The 22,018-nt window shown below is 42.4% G+C and carries 20 protein-coding genes, 1 tRNA gene and 1 pseudogene; 6 read left to right on the top strand and 16 right to left on the bottom strand.

Annotated features, from left to right (window positions below):
* Positions 1–15: 15 nt before the first annotated feature.
* Positions 16–1,203, bottom strand: a complete 1,188-nt coding sequence (gene spt, locus E5342_RS01000) for a serine palmitoyltransferase (RefSeq protein ID WP_135958620.1) — start codon at positions 1,201–1,203, stop codon at positions 16–18.
* A 198-nt stretch (positions 1,204–1,401) separates the two neighbouring features.
* Here spt and E5342_RS00995 point away from each other — a divergent pair, with 198 nt between their 5' ends.
* The gene (locus E5342_RS00995) at positions 1,402–2,373 is read left to right on the top strand and encodes a diacylglycerol/lipid kinase family protein (protein ID WP_121735568.1); all 972 of its coding nucleotides are present in this window, start codon (positions 1,402–1,404) and stop codon (positions 2,371–2,373) included.
* Here E5342_RS00995 and E5342_RS00990 read toward each other — a convergent pair.
* The gene (locus E5342_RS00990; RefSeq protein ID WP_168354436.1) at positions 2,358–3,071 is read right to left on the bottom strand and encodes a tRNA1(Val) (adenine(37)-N6)-methyltransferase; all 714 of its coding nucleotides are present in this window, start codon (positions 3,069–3,071) and stop codon (positions 2,358–2,360) included. The genes E5342_RS00995 and E5342_RS00990 overlap by 16 nt on opposite strands.
* 91 nt (positions 3,072–3,162) lie before the next feature.
* Here E5342_RS00990 and lon point away from each other — a divergent pair, with 91 nt between their 5' ends.
* Positions 3,163–5,634 carry an endopeptidase La gene (gene lon, locus E5342_RS00985; RefSeq protein ID WP_135958672.1) on the top strand — a complete coding sequence of 824 codons (2,472 nt, stop codon included), beginning with the start codon at positions 3,163–3,165 and terminating at the stop codon, positions 5,632–5,634.
* 122 nt (positions 5,635–5,756) lie between these two features.
* On the opposite strand, the pseudogene E5342_RS20070 reads toward lon, so the two are convergent.
* From E5342_RS20070 to nusB, 7 genes and pseudogenes are all read right to left on the bottom strand, one after another.
* A pseudogene (locus tag E5342_RS20070) lies at positions 5,757–5,852 on the bottom strand (sugar phosphate isomerase/epimerase family protein); the annotation flags it as partial.
* 327 nt (positions 5,853–6,179) lie between these two features.
* Positions 6,180–6,617 carry a DUF5606 family protein gene (locus E5342_RS00975; RefSeq protein ID WP_121735569.1) on the bottom strand — a complete coding sequence of 146 codons (438 nt, stop codon included), beginning with the start codon at positions 6,615–6,617 and terminating at the stop codon, positions 6,180–6,182.
* 256 nt (positions 6,618–6,873) lie between these two features.
* On the bottom strand, positions 6,874–8,433 hold the full coding sequence (locus E5342_RS00970) for a beta-N-acetylhexosaminidase (RefSeq protein WP_135958619.1): 1,560 nt from the start codon (positions 8,431–8,433) through the stop codon (positions 6,874–6,876).
* Between the two features lie 17 nt (positions 8,434–8,450).
* Entirely contained in the window at positions 8,451–9,050 is a 600-nt protein-coding gene (gene coaE / locus E5342_RS00965) for a dephospho-CoA kinase (protein WP_135958618.1), read from the bottom strand.
* Positions 9,043–10,056: a YbbR-like domain-containing protein gene (locus tag E5342_RS00960; RefSeq protein ID WP_121735572.1), complete on the bottom strand. Its 1,014-nt coding sequence runs from the start codon at positions 10,054–10,056 to the stop codon at positions 9,043–9,045. The genes coaE and E5342_RS00960 overlap by 8 nt, the downstream gene beginning before the upstream one ends.
* Positions 10,057–10,070: 14 nt before the next feature.
* Complete coding sequence (gene yajC, locus E5342_RS00955; RefSeq protein ID WP_121735573.1) at positions 10,071–10,385, bottom strand: preprotein translocase subunit YajC; 315 nt, start codon at positions 10,383–10,385, stop codon at positions 10,071–10,073.
* A gap of 62 nt (positions 10,386–10,447) precedes the next feature.
* Complete coding sequence (gene nusB / locus E5342_RS00950; RefSeq protein ID WP_121735574.1) at positions 10,448–11,374, bottom strand: transcription antitermination factor NusB; 927 nt, start codon at positions 11,372–11,374, stop codon at positions 10,448–10,450.
* A gap of 223 nt (positions 11,375–11,597) precedes the next feature.
* Here nusB and E5342_RS00945 point away from each other — a divergent pair, with 223 nt between their 5' ends.
* Complete coding sequence (locus E5342_RS00945) at positions 11,598–11,987, top strand: DUF3276 family protein (protein ID WP_121735594.1); 390 nt, start codon at positions 11,598–11,600, stop codon at positions 11,985–11,987.
* 106 nt (positions 11,988–12,093) lie between these two features.
* Here E5342_RS00945 and E5342_RS00940 read toward each other — a convergent pair whose 3' ends face one another.
* Positions 12,094–12,264: a DUF362 domain-containing protein gene (locus tag E5342_RS00940; RefSeq protein WP_005854886.1), complete on the bottom strand. Its 171-nt coding sequence runs from the start codon at positions 12,262–12,264 to the stop codon at positions 12,094–12,096.
* Positions 12,265–12,417: 153 nt separating this feature from the next.
* Here E5342_RS00940 and E5342_RS00935 point away from each other — a divergent pair, with 153 nt between their 5' ends.
* Complete coding sequence (locus E5342_RS00935; RefSeq protein ID WP_121735575.1) at positions 12,418–13,119, top strand: porin family protein; 702 nt, start codon at positions 12,418–12,420, stop codon at positions 13,117–13,119.
* On the opposite strand, the gene E5342_RS00930 is transcribed toward E5342_RS00935, so the two are convergent.
* From E5342_RS00930 to rsfS, 3 genes are all read right to left on the bottom strand, one after another.
* The gene (locus E5342_RS00930; RefSeq protein WP_121735576.1) at positions 13,106–13,939 is read right to left on the bottom strand and encodes a phosphatidate cytidylyltransferase; all 834 of its coding nucleotides are present in this window, start codon (positions 13,937–13,939) and stop codon (positions 13,106–13,108) included. The two genes, E5342_RS00935 and E5342_RS00930, sit on opposite strands and share 14 nt — an antisense overlap.
* A 142-nt stretch (positions 13,940–14,081) precedes the next feature.
* Entirely contained in the window at positions 14,082–16,136 is a 2,055-nt protein-coding gene (gene ftsH / locus E5342_RS00925; RefSeq protein ID WP_135958617.1) for an ATP-dependent zinc metalloprotease FtsH, read from the bottom strand.
* Between the two features lie 30 nt (positions 16,137–16,166).
* Entirely contained in the window at positions 16,167–16,526 is a 360-nt protein-coding gene (gene rsfS / locus E5342_RS00920) for a ribosome silencing factor (protein WP_005854895.1), read from the bottom strand.
* A gap of 243 nt (positions 16,527–16,769) precedes the next feature.
* Here rsfS and E5342_RS00915 point away from each other — a divergent pair.
* A tRNA-Gln gene (locus tag E5342_RS00915) sits at positions 16,770–16,840 on the top strand.
* A 58-nt stretch (positions 16,841–16,898) separates the two neighbouring features.
* Here the strand turns inward: E5342_RS00915 and E5342_RS00910 are convergent.
* Genes E5342_RS00910 through dnaG form a run of 3 tightly spaced genes read right to left on the bottom strand, consistent with a single transcriptional unit; the run spans position 16,899 to position 21,214 of the window.
* Positions 16,899–18,215 (bottom strand): ABC transporter permease, encoded by a 1,317-nt coding sequence (locus E5342_RS00910; protein WP_121735578.1) that lies wholly within the window; start codon positions 18,213–18,215, stop codon positions 16,899–16,901.
* Complete coding sequence (locus tag E5342_RS00905; RefSeq protein ID WP_121735579.1) at positions 18,212–19,084, bottom strand: ABC transporter ATP-binding protein; 873 nt, start codon at positions 19,082–19,084, stop codon at positions 18,212–18,214. Before E5342_RS00905 ends, E5342_RS00910 begins: the two co-directional genes overlap by 4 nt.
* Positions 19,085–19,096: 12 nt before the next feature.
* Complete coding sequence (gene dnaG, locus E5342_RS00900) at positions 19,097–21,214, bottom strand: DNA primase (RefSeq protein ID WP_121735580.1); 2,118 nt, start codon at positions 21,212–21,214, stop codon at positions 19,097–19,099.
* Positions 21,215–21,440: 226 nt separating this feature from the next.
* On the opposite strand from dnaG, the gene E5342_RS00895 reads away from it, so the two are divergent.
* The gene (locus E5342_RS00895) at positions 21,441–21,971 is read left to right on the top strand and encodes a UpxY family transcription antiterminator (protein WP_135958671.1); all 531 of its coding nucleotides are present in this window, start codon (positions 21,441–21,443) and stop codon (positions 21,969–21,971) included.
* Positions 21,972–22,018 lie beyond the last annotated feature (47 nt).

Genomic DNA, 22,018 nt, shown 5'->3' with positions numbered 1-22,018 from the left:
TATATATTTACACGATTAGTCTACCAACCCATGGCTCTTAAATACCTTATGGATTGTCTCCAAGGCGTAATCTAGTTGCTCTTTTGTGTGGGTAGCCATAAGGGAGAAGCGAATCAGTGTGTCTTCGGAAGCAACCGCAGGGGCTACTACCGGATTTACGAAGATTCCGGCCTCAAATAATTCTTTTACGATAAGGAATGTCAAGTCGTTGTCACGGATAAATAACGGGATGATCGGAGTAGAAGTTTGTCCGATCTCACAACCCATGTTACGGAAACCGTCCAATGCGTAATGAGTCAAATCCCATAAATGTTGGATACGTTCTGGCTCGCTTAACATAATATCTAATGCTGCGTTCGCTGCGGCAGTAGCGGCAGGAGTATTGCTTGCGCTAAAGATATAGGAACGAGAGTGGTGACGTAAGTAATTGATGACAGATTCATCCGATGCGATAAAACCACCGATGGAAGCAAAAGACTTACTGAAAGTTCCCATGATCAAATCGACATCGTTTGTAACGCCAAAGTGGTTACAAGTACCGCGGCCATGATCACCGAATACACCGATACCATGAGCCTCGTCAACCATTACACTTGCGTTGTATTTTTTTGCGAGAGCTACGATTTCCGGTAATTTAGCGACATCACCTTCCATACTGAAAACCCCGTCGATAACGATAAGTTTCACCTTGTCTGGCTCGCATTTCTGGAGTTGTTTCTCCAAAGAATCCATATCGTTATGCTTGAATTTCAATTTCGTGGAAAAAGAAAGACGATGTCCTTCGATAATGGATGCATGATCCAACTCATCCCAAAGGATATAGTCCTCACGTCCGGTGATACAGGATACAACACCTAAATTAACTTGGAAACCTGTTGAGTATACGATGGCATCTTCTTTACCAACAAATTCTGCTAAACGTTTTTCCAACTGGAGGTGTAAGTCTAACGTTCCGTTTAAGAAACGTGAGCCGGCACAACCTGTACCATACTTTTTAATGGCCTCGATCGCTGCTTCTTTTACTTTAGGATGATTGGTTAATCCTAAGTACGCATTAGAACCAAACATCAAGACTTTCTTCCCACTGATTAGAACTTCCGTGTCCTGATCGCTCTGGATTTCCCTGAAGTAAGGATAGATTCCCATTGCCATGGCTCTTTGAGGAGCGTCGTACTTTGCTAGTTTCTCTTGTAAAAGTTTCATATTATTATAAAAGAGAATGATTTATCTCGCTATTTGTTTATTCTTACTAAAGAACACAGATTCGCCGCATACATAATCCTATGTTTCGGCAAATCCAGCCACAAAAGTAGTAAAAAAATAACTTATAGTAGTCGAAATGCTTTAAAAGTTTTATAAAAGCATTATTTTTGTCCTCTCAAATAAAAAGAAGAAGTGAGGATGAGCGAACGGGATATAAAAGTACAAGCTATCATAAACCCTATATCTGGTGTAGGATCGAAGCGCAAGATACCTAAAATGATTGAGGGAATCTGCTCGAAAAAGAACTGTTCGTTAAACATATCTTTTACAGAGTATGCGGGTCATGCCAGCGAGTTGACTCGTCAAGCCATCGAAGGGGGAGCTGAATGTATTTTGGCGGTAGGAGGTGACGGGACAGTGAATGAGATAGCGAGAGCTATGATCCATTCGAATGCAATCTTGGGTATCATCCCGAAAGGTTCGGGCAATGGCTTAGCTAGAGAATTGCACATACCGATGGACGTGAAAAGGGCTATCGATCTGATTTCGAAAGGGCATGTTACGACGATAGATTGTTGCCGGGCGAACGGACAAGTCTTTTTCTGTACGTGTGGAGTCGGCTTTGATGCCGCTGTCAGCCAAAAATTCGCAAATGAGAAACGGCGCGGGTCTCTTACTTATATAAAGAATACGATAGAGGAGTATCTGAGTTATAAGCCTGAACCTTATGAGTTGGTGGTGGATAACCAGACGATCAAGGAGAAAGCGTTTCTAGTCGCTTGTGCGAATGCTTCGCAATATGGTAATAACGCATTTATCGCTCCGCATGCGAATATACAGGACGGACGGATGGATGTTACGATCTTATCCCCTTTTATGCCATTGGATATCGCTCCTTTAGCCATTCAATTGTTTACCAAACAGATTGATCGGAATAGTAAGATTAAGACGATGAAAGCCCGGCAAGTCACGATTATTCGCCAACATCCGGGCGTGATGCACTTGGATGGAGAACCGATTATGGCAGATCGCCGTATTGATATTACGGTGGAACCAAAGGCTTTACATGTGCTGACTCCTGAGGTTGTGTCTTTTACCAAGGAGGTACATAATTTATTTGACGAGGTAACTCGCTTCTTCGATAAAAAGCTTCCTTACATTTTCAGGTAAAAGTCTTTAGCTAGAGCGGTGAATTCATCGGTATATCGATGCCGCTTGATTTCTAGGGTCAGATGAGACAACTTGGGCTCTGCTACCGGCTTCGCTGAAAGTTCTATTAATAAGCGCTTAGGTGTGGCGTCCGGTATGGGGGAAACGTGGGTTTCTCTTGATGGAGACAAAGACTCTTCTCGAGCGAGACCTATTAAATACTCCCGTTGCTCGAAGGGAAGCACCAAGGCGATATTTCCTTCTGGTGCCAACAGTTTTCGGCTATCACGCAATAAATCAGGGAGAGATAAGGTATCTGTATGCCGGGCTAGATTACGTTTAGTATCCGGGCATTTCAATGAATCAATAAAATAAGGAGGGTTGGATACGATCAAGTCGTATTTGATATTCTCATTCGGTTTGTATTCAGAGAGTGAGGTTTGATAGACTTGTATCCGGTTGGTGAAAGGAGATTTAGCGATATTTTCCCGGGCTTGTAAACATGCGTCTGGATCTATATCGATAGCGTCTAGGATTGCGGTGCTGCGCTGAGCCAGCATGAGGGCGATCAATCCCGTTCCAGTTCCCACATCCAAAGTCCTCTGACATCTCTCTATGTTAGCCCATGCCCCAAGCAAAACGCCATCCGTTCCGACTTTCATAGCGCATTTGTCGTGCCATACCGTAAATCTCTTGAATTGAAAATAAGGATTTGCCATATCTCTGTCGATTGTATGCCGCAAAATTAGTAAGAATTGAATGAAAAACTGTAACTTTGGCACGTTTATTGTATTAACATATACAATTTTGATGAATGTATATATGAAAGAAAAGACGAGAATATTTTGCCAGAATTCGTTTGATGACTTGGATGATAATATTGGTATCGTAATGCCAATACTTACAGAATGCGATGTAGATGAAGATTTCACAGAAGGAGTAGAGAAAGTTGGAGACACCATACCCATTCTTCCGTTAAGGAATATGGTACTCTTTCCAGGTGTTGCCATGCCGGTGATTGTCGGGCGTCCTAAATCGATGCGCTTGATCAAAGAAGCTGTACATAAAAAGAGTTTGATCGGAGTTGTTTGCCAGAAAGAGATGGATACGGAAGATCCGGTTTTAGAGGATTTATATACTACTGGGGTAATCGCTGACATCGTTCGTGTCTTAGAGATGCCGGATGGTAGCACTACTGTTATTCTTCAAGGTAAGAAACGTTTTGAATTGAATGAGTTGACCGAGACCGATCCGTATCTTTCCGGTAAGATCACCGTGTTGGAGGATACGAAGCCGGACAAGACCGATCGGGAGTTCGAAGCTTTGATCTCCACGATCAAGGATTTGACAATCAAGATGCTTGGTGCCGTGGCTGAACCTCCACGGGATTTGATATTCTCGATCAAGAATAATAAGAATGTCTTGTATGTGGTCAATTTCTCTTGTAGCAATATACCGAGTGGATCGGCCGAGAAACAGCAATTGTTATTGATCGGGGATTTAAAAGAACGTGCGTATCGGTTACTTTTTATCTTGAACCGCGAGTATCAGCTGGTGGAGTTGAAAGCTTCCATCCAAATGAAGACGCATGAGGATATCAATCAACAACAAAAAGAATATTTCCTTCAGCAGCAAATCAAGACCATTCAAGAGGAACTTGGCGGGAATATCAATGAGTTGGAGATAAAAGAATTACGGGAGAAAGCCAGTTGTAAGAAATGGCCTGCCGAGGTAGCGCAGATCTTTGAGAAGGAATTGCGAAAATTGGAACGATTGCATCCGCAATCTCCGGATTATTCTGTACAGACACAATATGTCCAGAATATCGTTAACTTGCCGTGGGACGAGTATAGCAAGGACAATTTCAACTTATCTCATGCCCAAAAGGTCTTGGATCGTGATCATTATGGTTTGGAGAAGGTGAAAGAACGTATTATAGAGCATTTGGCGGTATTGAAACTGAAAGGGGATATGAAATCTCCGATCATCTGTTTGTATGGTCCTCCGGGAGTCGGCAAGACTTCGTTGGGGCGTTCCATTGCAGAGGCTTTGCACCGTAAATATGTACGTGTCTCTTTAGGTGGATTGCACGATGAGGCCGAGATTCGCGGACATCGTCGTACCTATATCGGTGCTATGTGCGGACGTATCATCCAGAATATACAGAAGGCGGGAACATCGAACCCTGTCTTTATCTTAGATGAGATCGATAAGATCACGAATGATTTCAAGGGGGATCCGGCATCCGCTTTATTGGAGGTCTTAGATCCGGAGCAGAATAATGCGTTTCACGACAATTATTTGGATATTGATTACGATTTAAGTAAGGTAATGTTTATCGCTACCGCTAACAATTTGAATACGATTTCCCAGCCGTTGCTGGATCGTATGGAACTGATTGAGGTGAGCGGTTATATCATGGAGGAGAAGGTAGAGATCGCCGTGAAGCATCTTGTACCTAAGCAGATGGATGTACACGGTTTGAAGAAAGGTTCCGTGAAATTCCCTAAGAAAACCTTACAAGTGATCGTAGAAGCCTATACGCATGAGAGCGGTGTCCGGGAATTGGATAAGAAAATCGCCAAAATCATGCGTAAGCTAGCCCGTAAGGTTGCTAGCGACGAGCCTATCCCGACTAGTATTAAGCCGGAAGATTTGTATGGATATCTAGGGGCAATCGAATATTCCTGCGATAAATATCAAGGGAATGACTATGCCGGCGTGGTTACGGGATTAGCTTGGACGGCTGTTGGTGGTGAGATTCTTTTCGTGGAGTCAAGCTTAAGTAAAGGTAAGGGATCAAAACTTACTTTGACCGGAAATCTGGGAGATGTGATGAAAGAATCTGCCATGTTGGCACTTGAGTATATCCATGCGCATGCGGCCCAGTTTAATATCAACGAGGAGTTGTTCGAGAATTGGAATGTGCATGTCCACGTACCGGAAGGGGCGATCCCGAAAGACGGGCCGAGTGCTGGAATAACGATGGTGACTTCTCTTGTTTCCGCCTTTACCCAGCGTAAGGTGAAAAAGAACTTGGCTATGACCGGTGAGATTACGCTGCGTGGCAAAGTGCTTCCCGTAGGAGGTATCAAGGAGAAGATTTTGGCGGCTAAACGTGCCGGGATTAAGGAATTGATTCTTTGTAAGGAGAATGAAAAGGATATCAATGAGATCAAACCAGAGTATTTGAAAGGCTTGGTGTTCCATTATGTGAATGACATTCAACAGGTGGTGGATCTGGCGTTACTGAGAGAAAAGGTGGATAATCCTTTGTTCTGATAACGACTTTTTAGGTATATATAGGTGTGGGCTTATACGTATATACGTGTGGGCCTACGCCGATATAGGTGTTTTTAAGGGAAGCGTGTACTTTTATTTAGAGCATTTCTGTAAGAATTCCAATCGTTGACGAACGCTTTTATCGGTAAGATCCCGGTTCCCCATGTAGCGTCTTTCTGCTTGTCGGTGAGGTTTTTCTAATGCGCCACTTTGATGCGTCTGGCTTGTGTTGGTATACTTTCCTTTGCGATAATTTGGTGATTCTCATCTACTGCGCAGAGCACCATATTGGTGCTGTCAACGTCCAGACCGAGATAATGCTTGGTGCTTTTCATCTTTGCTCTTTATTTTATGAGGTCAATAGAGTGAATTAATTATTTGTTGGTAAAGATAGAGGAGTTGCCTGCCTTAGATAATGTGAGATTTAGCCTAAAATAGTGGACTATTTTTGTATAAGTGCTTTTGTTGGTTAATGTGGCTATAATAAAAAGGACTGAACGATGGATATTGAACAGTCCTTTCTTTAATCTTTATGTCGTATGCTGTTATTCTGCTCCTTTTTCTGTAGCTTCCTCTTCTGTCAGAGCATCTTCCGGGGTGAAATCAGTGATACCTGCGTTGATCAAGATGTTATACCAAGAGAGTAATTTCTTGATGTCGCTTGGGTAAACACGCTCACGGTCGAAGTTCGGTAATACTTCTGCGAAATAGGAACGCAACTCGTCTGGTGTGGCTTTTGAAGGTACTAAAGAAGCGGTTTTTCCTTCTTCCTTGTTCTTTACGCTAGTCAATACCTCGTGCAAAGGCACCTCTGTTTCATTTGTATAGATTGCGATATCGCCTAATGAGATTACTTTATCTTTTGCGTATGCGGGTACTCTCTTGTTATCAGTCAGCGATTCAACGATCAACATGTTTTTTCCATGGGAAACTAGTTTATACAGACCGGGTTTTCCCGAAATAGACAAAATAGTCTTCAACATAATGTTCTTTATTTTCTATTAATGTTAAACTTCAAAGTTGCAAATGTAGTATAACTATGTGAATTAAACGATAGATTTTTGATAAAAATCCATTTTTTGGATATGGCTCTTTCATTTACAAATAGGCTCAGAAGAGAACCACCTGTGGACATATCCCAAAAAATGAATGATTATAAATTGTTCTACATACTATATCGAAAGATATAAGGATGATACGATATATCATTGCGAGACAGAACAGCAGACGGTCTTTTCTTTAGTCCCATTTATAATCTTTTTCGACTTCGCTTTTTAAAGCAGGACCGAATCCGAATCCCTGTTGCTCGAACCATCCTTTCTTTTGAAGTACGTGTTGATAAAAATGGGTAAAATCCAATGGATTTCCTTGATGCCACATCTGTTCTGCCAATCCGAGGATACGGGGAAACAGACGTTGGTCTATCATGCCTTCTGTCACTCCTTCGTCAGTCCACAATGCGCAACTCATACCGAGAATCAAAGGATTCTTTTCATTGTATGCTTGATTGGAAGGGTTGTCCAAATACAGATCTTTTAAGTCGAACGTGCGTTCTTTTGTGTATCCCCGCCAAGGAGTGAGCGGAAAATTCAAGTATGTATAGTAGTTGGAACTACAAATGACTGGATAGTGGTGTTTGAGCGCATTGCGAAGTGCTAGGTCCTTGTGGCCGCGATAGTTCCACCATTGAATTACAGTGTTGTCGGGTAGTGGATAGCCGTCTTGATAAATCACATCGCCCCAAAATATGGCTTTGCGTCCTTTCTGCTTCAAGTGTTTTGCCATTTGAGCAGAGAACCAAAGCTGAAGGTCGTTACTGTCTTTCAAGTTCAACGTAGCGATTTTCTTTTGGCAATCTTCACATTTATTCCAATTACCTTTCGGTGCTTCGTCTCCCCCCAAATGGATATAGGGGGAGGGGAAAAGCGAGCATACTTCGTCCAATACGTTTTTCAAGAAAGTTAGTACTTCTTCTTTTCCGGCACAGAATATGTTTTGGGTGAATCCCTGTTGTGGCACTTTGACGGGCTGACCGAAACATCCCAGTTCTGGATGAGCGGAAAGAGCGGCTTCTGCATGTCCTGGCATATCTATTTCCGGAACAATGGTGATGTTGCGTTGGCTGGCATATTGAACGATTTCCCGTATTTCTTCCTGTGTATAGAATCCGCATTGTTCTTCTCCCTTTCCTACCGAACCTCCTACTTGTGCAAGGTACGGATATTTCTTGATTTCTATCCGCCATCCCAATCCTTCTGTCAGGTGCCAATGGAAATAATTCATTTTAAGTAGAGAAGCCATGTCTATATACTTTTTGATGGTAGATATTTTTTGGTATTGGCGTCCGGAATCCAGTAGGAAGCAACGCCATTGCATGCGAGGACTATCGGTGATGTCAGCACAGATAAATGTCAATTTCCCTGTCGAACCGGTAACCCATTGCCGCAAGGTCTGTATAGCATAGATAAATCCTCTTTCATTTGAGGCACTAACTGTCATCTGTCTCGGATTGATAGTTATTTTATATCCTTCGGGTGGGAGTGACGGATCGTTCATCCAGCAGATATGGGCGTCGGATGCTTTGGGTTGCCATCTGATGGGAGCATTGTGGAGTACTTCGCTACGGAAAAGGCTTACATAAAAAGCGGCGGTATCCGTAGTGCATATGGAAATGTCTTTCTGTAAAGTCAGTTTACCTTTTTTTATTTCCACTTGATTGGGGGAGGGAAGTACAATCTGACCGCAAACGATGGTTGCGTAGGATGCTAGAATAATAATAATGGATAATCGATGTTTCATACAGGATAATTTTGATTTTAAATGAAAGAACTGTGTTTTTGGGTGAGAAGATGGTGGATCAAGTGCTGGACTTGTGGAATGAGTGCCCTCTTGTCATCATTATATATGACATAATCGGAACGTTCTTTTTTCTCCTCGTCCGGCATTTGATTATTGATCCGACGCTCAATCTCCGCTTTAGGTACGGCATCACGGCTCAAGGCTCTCTTGATTCGAAGTTCTTTGGGGGCGTAGACCATTAGGCTAACGTCTACTGCTTTATTGAAGCTTGATTCAAATAATATGGCAGATTCTATGGCACATAATGGCGTATTCTGCCTTTTTACCCAAGTCGAGAAATGACGGTTTACTTCTGGGTGTATAATCTCATTAACCCTCTTTAATTGTTTTGGATTATTAAAGATATGGGAAGCGAGGAGCCTCCTATCTAGTCCATTGTCCGTATAAAGCTCTTTGCCGAAAAGCTCGATCAGTTTTTTGCGGATAACAGGGGAGGTGTTAGTTAATAACTTACTTTCCTCATCCGCTATATAGACTGGTACACCAGATAACGCTAATAATGAGGCTACGACGGATTTACCGCTTCCGATCCCTCCTGTAATACCTATTTTAATCATGCTTATTGTTGTGTTCCAAAATAAATTCTACTTTATCAGGTAATAAGGTCGCCGTATGTACCCAGTCTGGTTTCTTGGTGAGTTTGACTGGTAGGGTACCGGATACGTTTTGCTCCAGATCCTCAAAAGGTATATGAATCGAGAACATATCTTCCGAAAGTCCTTTGAACCGGGACAAAGGTACACTACAAGTCACTTTTATGACTGCCGGAAACATTCGTACCGTATAATGTGGCGGTATATGACTGCAAGAGACCGGTATTTCCAGCGTCTTCTCTGTGTACTCCTCTATCGGAATCGTCATAGATACGCTTTCCGGATCAAAATTAACGCCGTCTATCTTGATCAGTTGTACGGTTCTCGTAATGTTTTTATTCGCCTTTTTAACTTCGGTGAAAACCGTCTTAACCGAGGTCAACGTATCCAAGATCGCTGCGGTAGCATAAGCATTGATCTTTTGGGGATTAATCTGGATATCTCCGGATAATTGAAAGCCAGCTTCCATATGAATATCACCATTAAAAACGACCGGTATTTCCTTATGGACCCGTTGACTGAAATCTAGATCAATTTGTTGCGGATCAAAACTTTGTAATGCCGTAGTGGCTATCAATTGTTTTTGAATATCGTTCTCGATCTGCCTTTTACTTACTTGAACCGAACCATTTTTTTTCTTCGTATTCTTCATGTTCACCTCGATCGGGGCAAACGATCTTCCAAAAGTATAGTTGAGTAAAACGCTACCCTTATCTTTTACCTTTGCGGTGATCGTTTCCACCTCAGGAGCATTAAATGCTATATCGGCAGGTACGTTTTTATACTTAACCGGAAAAACAAGCTCTATCTCATATTCCTGCTGCAAGCTTTGGAGTAGCCAGAAGCCGAAAGCCAAAAGGACGAAAAAGAAAAAGACCAAGGCCTCTTTCCATTTATCTCCGTGGAAAAAAGCCTTAGTCTTTGCTTGGATAGACTTGAAGGAATTTTGTATGTTCTCAAGTCGCGACATATTCTGTAGTTAGATTATTTCTGCTGCTGAGCGTCTTCCGCTGAAGCGAAAATAGACGTTTTATCTACACGGATACGTACTCCATCCGCTACCTCAATTAGCATATAAGTGTCACCGATCTCTTTGATCTTTCCATAGATACCCCCGGCGGTAATCACTTTATCGCCTGTTTTCAACGCCTCACGGGCTTTCTGGATTTCTTTTTGTTTCTTTTGTTGCGGACGGATCATGAAGAAATAGAAGATAGCTACGATAACTACCATCATCAAAATACCGGACCACTGACTTCCTCCAGCTGGAGCTTGAAGTAAAATACTGAGTAAGTTCATACTATAATAATCGTTTTACAAGTTAATATCAATAATGATATGCACAAATGTAATGATAATAATTAATCTTTGAGCAATAACTTCTCTTTTTTTAATTCGTTGACGATTGAATCCAGAATTCCGTTAATGAATGTTCCGCTTTTTGGTGTGCTATAATACTTTGCGGCATCGATATATTCATTTAAGGTAACGCTGATGGGAATGGTCGGGAACGATAAAATCTCGGCTAAGGCAACTTGCATGATGATCAAGTCCATGTTAGCGATACGTTCGGTCTCCCAATTCTTCATATGTTTGTCGATGCGTTCACGATATTCCTTACCTTTCAACAAACTTTGACGGAATAATTTGATTGCGAAAGCCTTGTCTTCCAAATCCTTGAACATGGGCAATAAGGCTTGTCTACTACCTTTCTTCTCCTCGAATTTTTTGATAGTCTTTAAGGCGAAAGTCTCTACGATCTCAATATCGTCGTTCCAGTAGATGCTTTTATCTTCTAGATATTCCTCTATCATCTCGTTTCCACAGATTACTTTCTTAAAGATCTGGCGCCAGAACTCACGATCCGTCTCGTACGAGTCTTCTTCGTTTTTCAAGTATTCGGCGTAGATCTCAGAATTTAAGATCGTATCCAATACGTTTTTAATGAACTCCTCGTCGTTGCTCCATGAGAGACCTTGCTCGTCTATATACTTTTTCAACGTATCATTTTCCGCTAATTGAGCGACGAAGCGATTGTCTATGAAGCGTGTATTCGGGTTTAACTCCTCGTCAGTAGGCATGTATTTGCACTTCCGGGTGTCAAGGATCCTTCTTTGCTGGTTGGTAACGTCGATAATTAGGAGTAAAAAATAATAATATAAGTCATATGACTTCTGAAGGCTGAAAAGCAATTCGTTTTCCGCAACTTTGAGGTCACCGTTTCCGTTTTGATAGTAAGAATATACTATCTGTAAAACTTTAATGCGGATTAAAATTCTGTTGATCATCGTTTGAAGGAACTTCTTATTATAAATTAGGTTGCAAAGGTAGTTGTTTTTTCCATAAAAGAATCCGGATTCACTTAAATTTATATGTGTTAGATGATATTTTATAAATTTAGCCTGAATGAGCGTATTTTCGATCGTAAAAATAGTTGCTAATTAAAAAAAAATGCACATATTTGAAGCAATTTATATAAAGAGGGTGGGTTTTTAACGAATGTTAGCTGTCATGGAAGAATCAATAAAGAAAAAACATGTTGAAGGTGGCGACAGGGAGATTTTGTATTCCAAAGCCATTAAGGCGGGAAAACGGATTTATTATCTGGATGTGAAGAGGAATTTGAAAGATGACCTATTCGTTGCTGTTACGGAAAGTAAGAAAGTTCAATCAAAGGATGGCTTGCAAATCTCATTTGAGAAGCATAAGATTTTCCTTTATAAGGAAGACTTTGAGAAGTTCATGGAGGGAATGCAAGATGTAATCAGTTATATCAAGAGCTCAAATCTGAAGAAATCTGCGGAAGAGGTGGTGGAATCCGAAGAGGAGGAAACAATACCAAACGATTCTCCGGAGGAGGATATGTCTTCCGGTGATATAAAGTTGGATATTGAGTTTTAATGTAACACGAAGAAAAAAAGATAACGGGCTGTTTCTCTTTATGAGAAAACAGCCCGTTATGTGTTAGGTACTTCCCGTAAAGGAAAATCCTATTCTTTGCTGCGAATTATTCAGCCGGATGGATAGCCTCTGTAGGACATGCGTCAGCGCAAGTTCCACAATCTGTACACATTTCAGGGTTGATGCTATATTTATCACCTTCTGAAATTGCTCCTACCGGACATTCATCAATACAAGTTCCGCATGCAATACAATCATCGCTAATTACGTAAGCCATTTTTTTAACGTTTAAATTGATAACTATTAGTAAGTGCAAAAATATAGCTTTCTTTCTATTTAAAAAATATCTACTGGCTTATTTTCTTCAAAAATCTTGTTTTTTGCAATATCTTTGTTCCGTTTTCGTTATTAAACAAAATTAGGTTGAGATTTGAGACGATTATTACTTATATTATATGTAGTAAGCTTGGTTTCCATGGGAGCCATGGCTCAGAAGGAGAGAGTGAGGAATCAGCCGTACGCTGATTTGAAATGGCTTCATCTTGGGTTTCATGTGGGTATCCACTCTCAAGATTTGTTATTGACCCATACTGGTAGTACGGCTAATGGAGAGACTTGGTTTGCGGAGATTCCTTCTTATTCACCTGGCTTCAGTGTCGGGGTGATCGGAGATATGTATATGAATCCTTATTTTAATTTACGCTTTACGCCTTCTATCCATTTCGGAGATAAGAAATTTAAGTTCCGGGAGCAGGCTACGGGAGAGGAATTCATTACGAACGTTCGTTCCAGTTATCTGAATTTCCCGTTAGACGTTAAATATACGGCCTTGCGCTTGAACAATTATCGTCCTTATTTGATCGGCGGTATCTATGGGGCTGTGGATATAGGGCGTAAGAAAGGTAATCCGATTCTATTGAAAAGTACGGACTTCGGATTTGAGTTCGGCTTGGGATGTGATATCTATCTACCCTATTTTAAGTTATGTCCGGAGCTTAAATTCTGTTTCGGATTGGTTAACCTATTGGAGAAAGATCGTCCGGACTTGGTAGATCAGGTAAATATCAAATATACGGATGCGCTATCGAAGGCTACTTCCCGTATGGTGATCTTGACATTTAATTTCGAATAAATAACTCGATATAGATATAAGCGGCTGGAATTGCCATCATTACGCTATCGAAGCGATCCAGCATGCCTCCGTGTCCGGGTAATATATACCCGGAATCTTTCACGCCTAGCGTACGTTTCATTAGAGATTCGATCAAGTCTCCCCAAGTCCCGAATACTACGATCGCCACGGCTAGTCCAAGCCATGTGTACCAATTGGTGGCCGGCATGAACCAAGCGAATATTTGGGAAGCTATTAAAACGAACGTTAATCCCCCATAGAAACCTTCCCATGACTTCTTAGGAGAGATACGTTCGAACAATCTTCTTTTTCCGAACATAGATCCTACCAGATAAGCTCCCGTATCATTTACCCATACGAAAACAAAAATAGCCAAGGCAAAATAGGGGATATGTATGATCTCGCCCGGTGTGTTGGGAACCGATGTGATAAAGTTTAGTAGAGAAAAAGAGCCTGCGCAATAGATTTGGCCGAATAAGGTCAAAGCCCAGTTATTGATCGGATTGCTGGCTTTATCGTAAAGCTCGGTGATCATGGTATATATTAAAAATAAAAGATAGGGTAGAAATATATTGCCTCCTACCAACCCATTGGCGTAACCGAATGTGGCGGCGAAAAGGTAGGCACCCCCTAAGGAACTGACAAACCGTTTGATGGCGGCATTCTCATAATGTTTGACCAATCCGTAGAACTCCCATAGAGAAAGCCCGGTAATGAGTCCAAATACCGCAAGAAAATAATAGGAGTGGAAATAGATCGCACCGACTAATACCGCTACGAAAATGACGCCAGTCAATGCACGTGTAATCAGATTTTTCAAAACAATAGTGTTTTTGCTTGTTTGTAATTTTTGCTGCAAATATAACTAATAAATTGATAATACAGCAATAAGGAAGGCTGGATAGTAACTTTTGATCAAAGATACGCCCCAGCCTTCCTTGTTATGAATGTCTTGACTTTGGTCAAGCTATTTTTCCTGTCTTGTTTTCTTCGGTAGGAGCATCGGTTACGTTTTCCGTTGTAGCGCCCGCTTCTGCCTCCTTATCCGCATTTTCCCTGTTCCTTCCGTTAGCCTTTTCCTGCAACTCCAGAATCTCTTGGGAACGGGAGATCCAGGCGCGTTTCCCGAAGATATGCTCTACATCTTCTGAGTAGATTACCTCACGATCCAATAATACCTGTGCTAACTTGCTATGTCCTTCCTTGTTCTCGGATAATATCCGTTTTGCCCTGTCGTATTGCTCATTGATGATCTTCTGTACTTCCGTATCTATCAATTTTGCGGTCTCCTCACTATAAGGCTTGGTAAATCCCCAATCCTGTCCGGTGGAGTCGTAATAGTTCAAGTTAGGAAGCTTATCGCTCATACCGAAGTAAACGACCATCGCATATGCTTGTTTCGTGACACGTTCCAAATCGTTGGATGCGCCTGTGGATATTTTTCCCAAGACTAATTCCTCTGCGGCACGTCCACCTAAGGTGGCACACATCTCATCCTGTAATTGCTCGCGGGTGGTGATCTGTCTCTCTTCCGGCAAATACCATGCCGCACCTAATGCCTTACCACGGGGAACGATTGTCACCTTAACCAGTGGATTGGCATGTTCCAACAACCAACTTAACGTAGCGTGGCCGGCCTCATGGTTTGCGATACATTTACGTTCTTCCTCCGTTGTGATCTTCGAACGTTTCTCCAAACCACCGACAATGCGGTCTACCGCATTCATGAAATCTTCTTTCTGTACGAATTTCTTTCCATTACGGGCGGCGATCAAAGCAGCCTCATTACAAACATTAGCGATATCAGCCCCCGAGAAACCCGGAGTCTGCCTTGCTAGGAACTCAGCGTCTACACTTTCATCGATCTTGATCGGACGCAAATGCACCCCGAATATCTCTTTACGTTCATTCAAATCTGGTAATTCAACATGGATTTGTCGGTCAAAACGTCCGGCACGCAACAACGCTTTATCCAAAATGTCCGCACGGTTTGTAGCGGCTAAGATAATAACACCACTGTTAGAGCCAAAACCATCCATTTCGGTCAACAACTGGTTCAACGTGTTCTCACGCTCATCGTTGCTATTCATATTTGCGTTCTTTCCACGGGCACGGCCTACCGCATCGATCTCATCAATAAAGACGATACAAGGAGATTTTTCCTTCGCTTGGCGGAATAAGTCACGCACACGGGAGGCACCTACACCAACAAACATCTCCACGAAATCAGAGCCAGACAAGGAGAAAAATGGTACATTAGCTTCTCCGGCAACAGCCTTTGCCAATAATGTCTTACCGGTTCCCGGAGGACCTACCAATAATGCACCCTTAGGTATCTTACCTCCTAATTCGGTGTATTTTTCCGGATTCTTCAAGAAAGAGACGATCTCCTCTACCTCTTGTTTCGCTTCCGCCAATCCAGCAACATCCTTGAATGTCACCTTACGGTCGTTATCTTTATCAAAAAGCTGGGCTTTGGCCTTACCAACGCTGAATACATTACCCGGACCTGCGCCGGTGCCACCTGACATTCGCCTCATCAAGAACATCCATACACCGATCAATAAGATAATCGGGCCAAATGAAACTAGGAAATTCCAAATAGCGTCATCGCCTTCCTCGAATCGAACTTGCGTGTCGATATGATTATCGGCTACCGCTTTGTCATAGAAATCGGAAAATTTGTCGGCTGATGGGATCTTTACATATACTTTCGGAGAAACCCCGATTTTAGAAATGTCCATATTCCCGAAGACCTGTTCGGTATGTCCGTTTTTCACTGTCGCCTCCACCAAGTTCTTCTTGTTGTAGACTGTCATTTTATCGAATACGTTTTCTTGCGCTAGTTTCTGGAACTCCGTCCAGCCAAGCTCTTTCGTTCCCGAAGAATCATTTGTCATGTATAGGGCGACAAGCATAATAAAGATTAACCCGTACATCCAATACAAATTAAAACGAAACATTTTGGGTTTCCCTCCCTTCGGTGTCTTATTAAATATGTCGTTTTTATTTTCCATAAAAAATTATCATCAAATATTTAGGCCGGCTTAATCAATGTTAGGTACTTGTATAACCTTCGAGTCTGCCCAAAGGTTCTCCAAGTTATAAAATGCACGTTGCTCCGGCAAGAATATATGTACAAGAACTGTGCCATAATCCATGCCGATCCATTGAGCACCCTGTGTACCATCAATGGACAGAGGCTTCTCATTTGCATTCTTGCGTGCGAAATCCCATACGGAATCGGATAAAGCAGAAACTTGGGTAGGAGTGTTTCCCTCACAAATAACCATGTATTGACAAATGGCACCAGAAGTCTGGCTTAAATCTACAGTTACAATATTTTTGCCTCTTTTTTCTTGAAGGCCTTCAACAATCGTTTTTACTAATTCTTTTGTTTGATCCATTTATTTCTTACTGATATAATTTTCCAAGTTGCAAATATACTTCTTAATTCGTTACATACGTCTTTTTCTTTCATTAATATATGTGTAATACCTTGTTTAAGATTGTTTCCTCGATTGTTATAAGCTTTTAAAAAAACACCTATGTCTTTTTTCTAGACATTTTTTCGAAGGTTTATTTGTAAATTTTGAAAAAGTATATACCTTTGCACTCGCTAACAAGAGAGTTGGTGATTTGTTAAATATTGTTCTATGGTGTAATGGTAGCACAACAGATTCTGGTCCTGTTTGTCCTGGTTCGAATCCAGGTAGAACAACATAAAAGCCTCGTTATTCGATAAGAGTAGCGAGGCTTTTGTTGTAGATATTTTGTTTTTATTTGTAACGAAGCCATTTGAATATCTCCTTTATACTGGGTTTCTTACCATACATAAGAATGCCTACACGGTATATTTTGGCGGAAAACCAAGTGAAACTGATGGATGATATATACAAAAATCCAATGGAAAGTAGTATTTCCCACAAAGGTACCTCGAATGGTACCCGGACCATCATGACGATCGGAGAGGTGAATGGGATCATGGAGCACCAGAAAGCTAATGGCCCGTCGGGGTTTTCCATGCTATAGATTCCCGCATAAAGGGCGAAAATCAAAAGGAGTGTGATTGGCAGCATGAATTGTTGCGTGTCTTCTTGGCCATCTACGGCTGATCCGATAGCAGCGAATAAAGAAGAATATAATAAGTAGCCGCCTATGAAATAAGCGATAAACAAGATGCCTATCTCGGTGAAGTTAATCGTATGAAGCACCCCTATCCATTCATTTCCCGGCTGTTGGGCTGCGATAGCCGTCATGTTAGGGGCTGTGTTAAGTGCCATGCTTGATCGCAAGATCTCGCTTTCCATACCTCCTCCCAAAAAGAAAGTTCCCCCGGTGATGAGAATAAAGGTCATAATTGTCCAAAGGAATACTTGCGTAAGCCCGACAAAGCCGATTCCTATAATCTTACCCATCATCAAGTCGAAAGGTTTGACGGACGAGATCATAATCTCGATGATCCGGTTCGTCTTTTCTTCCATAACCCCTTGCATGACCATTCCTCCATAGATTAGGATGAACATATAAATAAGCATGGTGAAAATTACTCCGGTTATGGATGCCACTACGGATGAGGATTGTTTTTCGCTTCCGTCATCCCCCCACTTGATCGTTTGTATGTTGAAATCTACTTTACTTTCTTTTATGATCTCTTGTAGGTTGGGGATATTGAATGTTGCCAGTTTGTCACTCTCTATCTGCTTCTTTAATGTCATATTGACGAGTCGGCTCAAATCCGCCGGGATTTGTTTCTTGGAATAGAGGGTTGCGTTTTTCGGATTTTTCTGCAAGTCGTCGGAGATGTTGAGAAATGCGAATATCTCCTTTTCCGACATTTGCCTGTACTCATCCATATCTTTGTCGCCGTTGATAAAACGATAACTTTCCGTATCTTCGAACAACGGGGCATATTTGTCGGTGGCGTCGAGTATGGCGACTGTATGAACCTCATCTCCCTTGATGGAAGAGAGCCATAGGGGGACGAATACAAGCGCTGCGAATAGAAACGGTGTGAGGAACGTGAGCAGGATAAATGACTTCTTGCTTACTCTCCGGAGATATTCCCGTTTGATGATTAATCCAATTTTGCTCATACCTTTGATGTGTTTGTACCGGAAACGGTGTTGATAAAAATGTCATTCATGGAAGGGATCTCTTCCGTGAAGGAAAGAATCTCATATTGGGACGCCAGCTGGGTGAGCCAGTCGGAGTTACTGATATTCTCTTCCTTGTGTATCTTTAACTTTTCTGTTCCTCCAGTCCCCTTGCGTACATTTAATATATAGGTATTGCTCTTAAACCGTTCCCGTACCTCTTTGACATTACCGGACAGGACGACCTCTGAGCGATTGATCAAAGCGATCTCGTCACAAATCTCCTCTACAGACGACATATTATGGGTGGAGAAGATAATCGTATGTCCGGCAGCCTTCAATTCCAGTATCTCTTGTTTAAGGCGATCGGCGTTGACTGGATCAAACCCACTAAAAGGCTCGTCAAAGATCAATAACTCGGGTTCGTGTATCACGGTAATGATGAATTGTACTTTCTGCTGCATACCTTTCGACAGCTCCTCCAGCTTGCGATTCCACCAAGGCATGATGTCAAATTTGTCGAACCAACGGGTCAAACGCTTGCGTGCCTCTGAATAGGAGAGACCTTTCAATTGCGCCAAATAGATAGCCTGCTCTCCGACTTTCATCTTTTTATATAATCCTCTTTCTTCCGGCAAGTAACCGATCTGATAGATGTCTTCCGGGCTGGATTCATGGCCGTTGAAGCGAACGATTCCGCTATCCGGCGCCGTAATCCGGTTGATGATCCGGATCAAGGTAGTCTTGCCCGCTCCGTTAGGCCCCAGTAATCCAAAGATAGTTCCTTGAGGAACTTGGATACTCACCTTGTTTAGTGCCAAATGTCCGGCGTACTGTTTTACCACGTTTTCTGTCTCAAGGAAATTCATAGATGTTTTTTATTACATTTTTAATACGATACGCTCACCCAGCTCTTTGCAGAGCACGTTCTTGATCTCGTTGAGGTGAGTGTTCTGTTTCATTAAATCAAAGATTTGTTCCATGTCTCCCTTGTTTTGAGCCTCTTTGATTTTCGCTTGGATATCCTTTATTTTATGGAGGATATAGGCATCTTTCATAGAATAGATCTCCCGGGGTACCAAGTAATCCAATTTGTCTTCTTCTTGTTCCAGTTCCCTGAACTTCGTATGATATTTACTAAGTTGATACTTATCGCTGATAAGGTTAGCGGCAAGCCGGCTGATATTCGGGTCCGGATGGGCAAGGAAATAACGACTGGCCATAAAGCCCTCGTTCTGGCAATGCTCGGCGGCCTCGTACAACATTTGTTTGAAGGTCGGCGTATAAAACGTAAGGTCGTCGCGTTCCAGATCAAAACGGATATAATCGGCGACCCGCATGATAACATGCTCGTTGGTCTCCTCATCTACGTAGTCATAAAGGACACGTTCGCCGTATCGTACGATATAGCGTAAAAGAGCCAATTCGTAAGCCTCGAAAGGAGAACGTTTCGGTTGGACCTGTATGTTGGGAGCTGTCGGAATCTCGTAGGGAGGGGTAGAGGGTGGACCCGTTTCCTCTTCCGAAATATAATCCTCGGGTGGTGGAGGTGGAATATTTTCCGGTGGAAGGGTGCTTGCTTCTTCTGGTGTATAGGGTTGGTAGCCGGGGAAATCCGGATACTCAGGGAGCGTATTGACAGGAGGTTGAACGGGCGGTGTATTCCTTACGGATTTAGACGCTTGGTTCCCTTCCTTGTTGAGGCGGATCTTATTGACTTCGTTGAGTAAGACTTGTTCGTCTATTTCCATGGTAGTACTACATTCCCGGATATACACGGAGCGAGCGATATTATCAGGTATGATCGCTACCGTACGGATAATATCCGAGATCAGGGCAGAACGTTTGATCGGATCGCCATCCGCTTCTGCCAATAGTAACTTTGTCTTGAAACGGATGAAATCTGTCTCGTTCTGGCTGATAAACTCTGCGAACTCGCTCGTGCTATGGCTACGGGCAAACGAGTCCGGATCTTCTCCCGCCGGAAGAAGCACGACTTTGACGTTCATCCCTTCTTCCAATAACATATCGATACCCCGGAGAGCCGCTTTGATTCCGGCGGCGTCTCCATCATATAATACCGTGATATTATTCGTGAAACGGTGTATGAGTCGGATTTGTCCTTGCGTGAGAGCTGTACCCGAGGAGGCAACAACGTTCTCTACGCCCACTTGGTGCATACCGATCACGTCCATATATCCTTCCACCAAGAAACAGCGATCTTGCTTCATGATCGCTTGCTTGGCGAAATAGATACCGTAAAGCTCGTTGCTCTTATGATAAATCTCGCTTTCGGGAGAGTTTACGTACTTCGCGGTCTTCTCGTCCTTTTTCAATACACGTCCACCGAATGCCACGACCTTTCCGCTTAGCGTATGGACGGGAAAGATGACACGTCCCCGAAAACGATCGTTCACGTTTCCGTTATCATAAGCGATAACTAAACCGGTTTTCTCGAGGAATTCCTTTTTATAGCCTGCTTTTATAGCGGTTTTGTATAAGGCATCCCGCTGGTCTAAGCTATACCCGAGCTGGAATTTACGGATGATATCTTCCCGCAATCCTCGCTCGGCGAAGTAGCGCATACCTACGCTTTTCCCTTCAATATGCTCATGTAATAAAGTAGAGAAGTATTGTCCTGCCCAACTATTGACGATAAGCATACTTTCCCGGTCGCTACGGATTTGTTTCTCTTTTTCGGTAAGTTCCCGTTCCTGTATCTCTATATTGTATTTTTTTGCTAGAAAGCGTAAAGCGTCGAAATAGTTGAGTTGCTCGTGCTTCATGATGAAGTGAACAGCGGTCCCACCTTCTCCGCAAGCGAAACACTTACAGATATTCTTTGAGGGGGATACGTAAAAAGACGGTGATTTGTCCGAATGAAACGGGCATAATCCTACATAGTTGATCCCTCGTTTCCGAAGAGTCACGAATTCAGAGACAACATCTACAATGTTCGCCGCGTCCAATATCCGGTCTATGGTAGGTTGATCGATCATTTTAAATTACTCCTTTTTTAGCGAACACAAATGTAGTGAAAAATAACTAAACACAAACAAGGCTTGATGTTTACTTGCGTTTGGTTATTTTTTGCTATATTTGCGACGTGAAACGAATGCTATTCGCCGAATACGCTTTCTAGCTTATAAGATTTTATTTTGTAACTGATTGGATATTAATAAAATACGCATTCTTTCAGGACTAGAAGAATTATCCCATCATCTAGTGGAACATCCTTTGACAGACAATTGGTTCGTATTGCGAGACCTGACTCGTCCCAATGCTAAACGCCCGGCCTATAGGTTGCTAAAGGAAAAGGGCATAGAGGTTTTCACTCCTATGCGTTGGCAGTTGGTTGAGAGAAAGGGTAAGCGGATTCGTGAGGAGGTTCCTCTTCTGCACGATTTACTTTTTGCCCATACGACCTGTGCGTGTATGGATCCAATCGTAGAAGAGATCAGTACTCTCCAATATCGTTATTTGCGTGGTGGCTACCGTAAGCCGATGACGGTAGGCCATGCGGAGATGAACCGTTTTATCCGTGCTGTCCATTCCGATGATTCTCCACGTTATTTCTTGGTTGAAGAATTAACTCCTGCGATGTACGGTCGCATGATCCGCATCGAGGGTGGCCCATTGGATGGCTACGAGGGGCGTTTACTCTCTATACGGGGTTCCCGTGTGAAACGTTTGATCGTAGAGATACCTGGTCTGTTGGTTGCCGCTGTAGAAGTCGATCCTGAATATATGACATGATACAGATTTACTTCACACGCAATTAACAATTAAAAGAACGTGTGTAA

The organism is Parabacteroides distasonis (assembly GCF_004793765.1).
In the GTDB taxonomy this organism is placed as follows: domain Bacteria; phylum Bacteroidota; class Bacteroidia; order Bacteroidales; family Tannerellaceae; genus Parabacteroides; species Parabacteroides distasonis_A.
The sequence above is the reverse complement of the archived record's forward strand: the minus strand, read 5'-3'. Positions and strand labels throughout refer to the sequence as shown.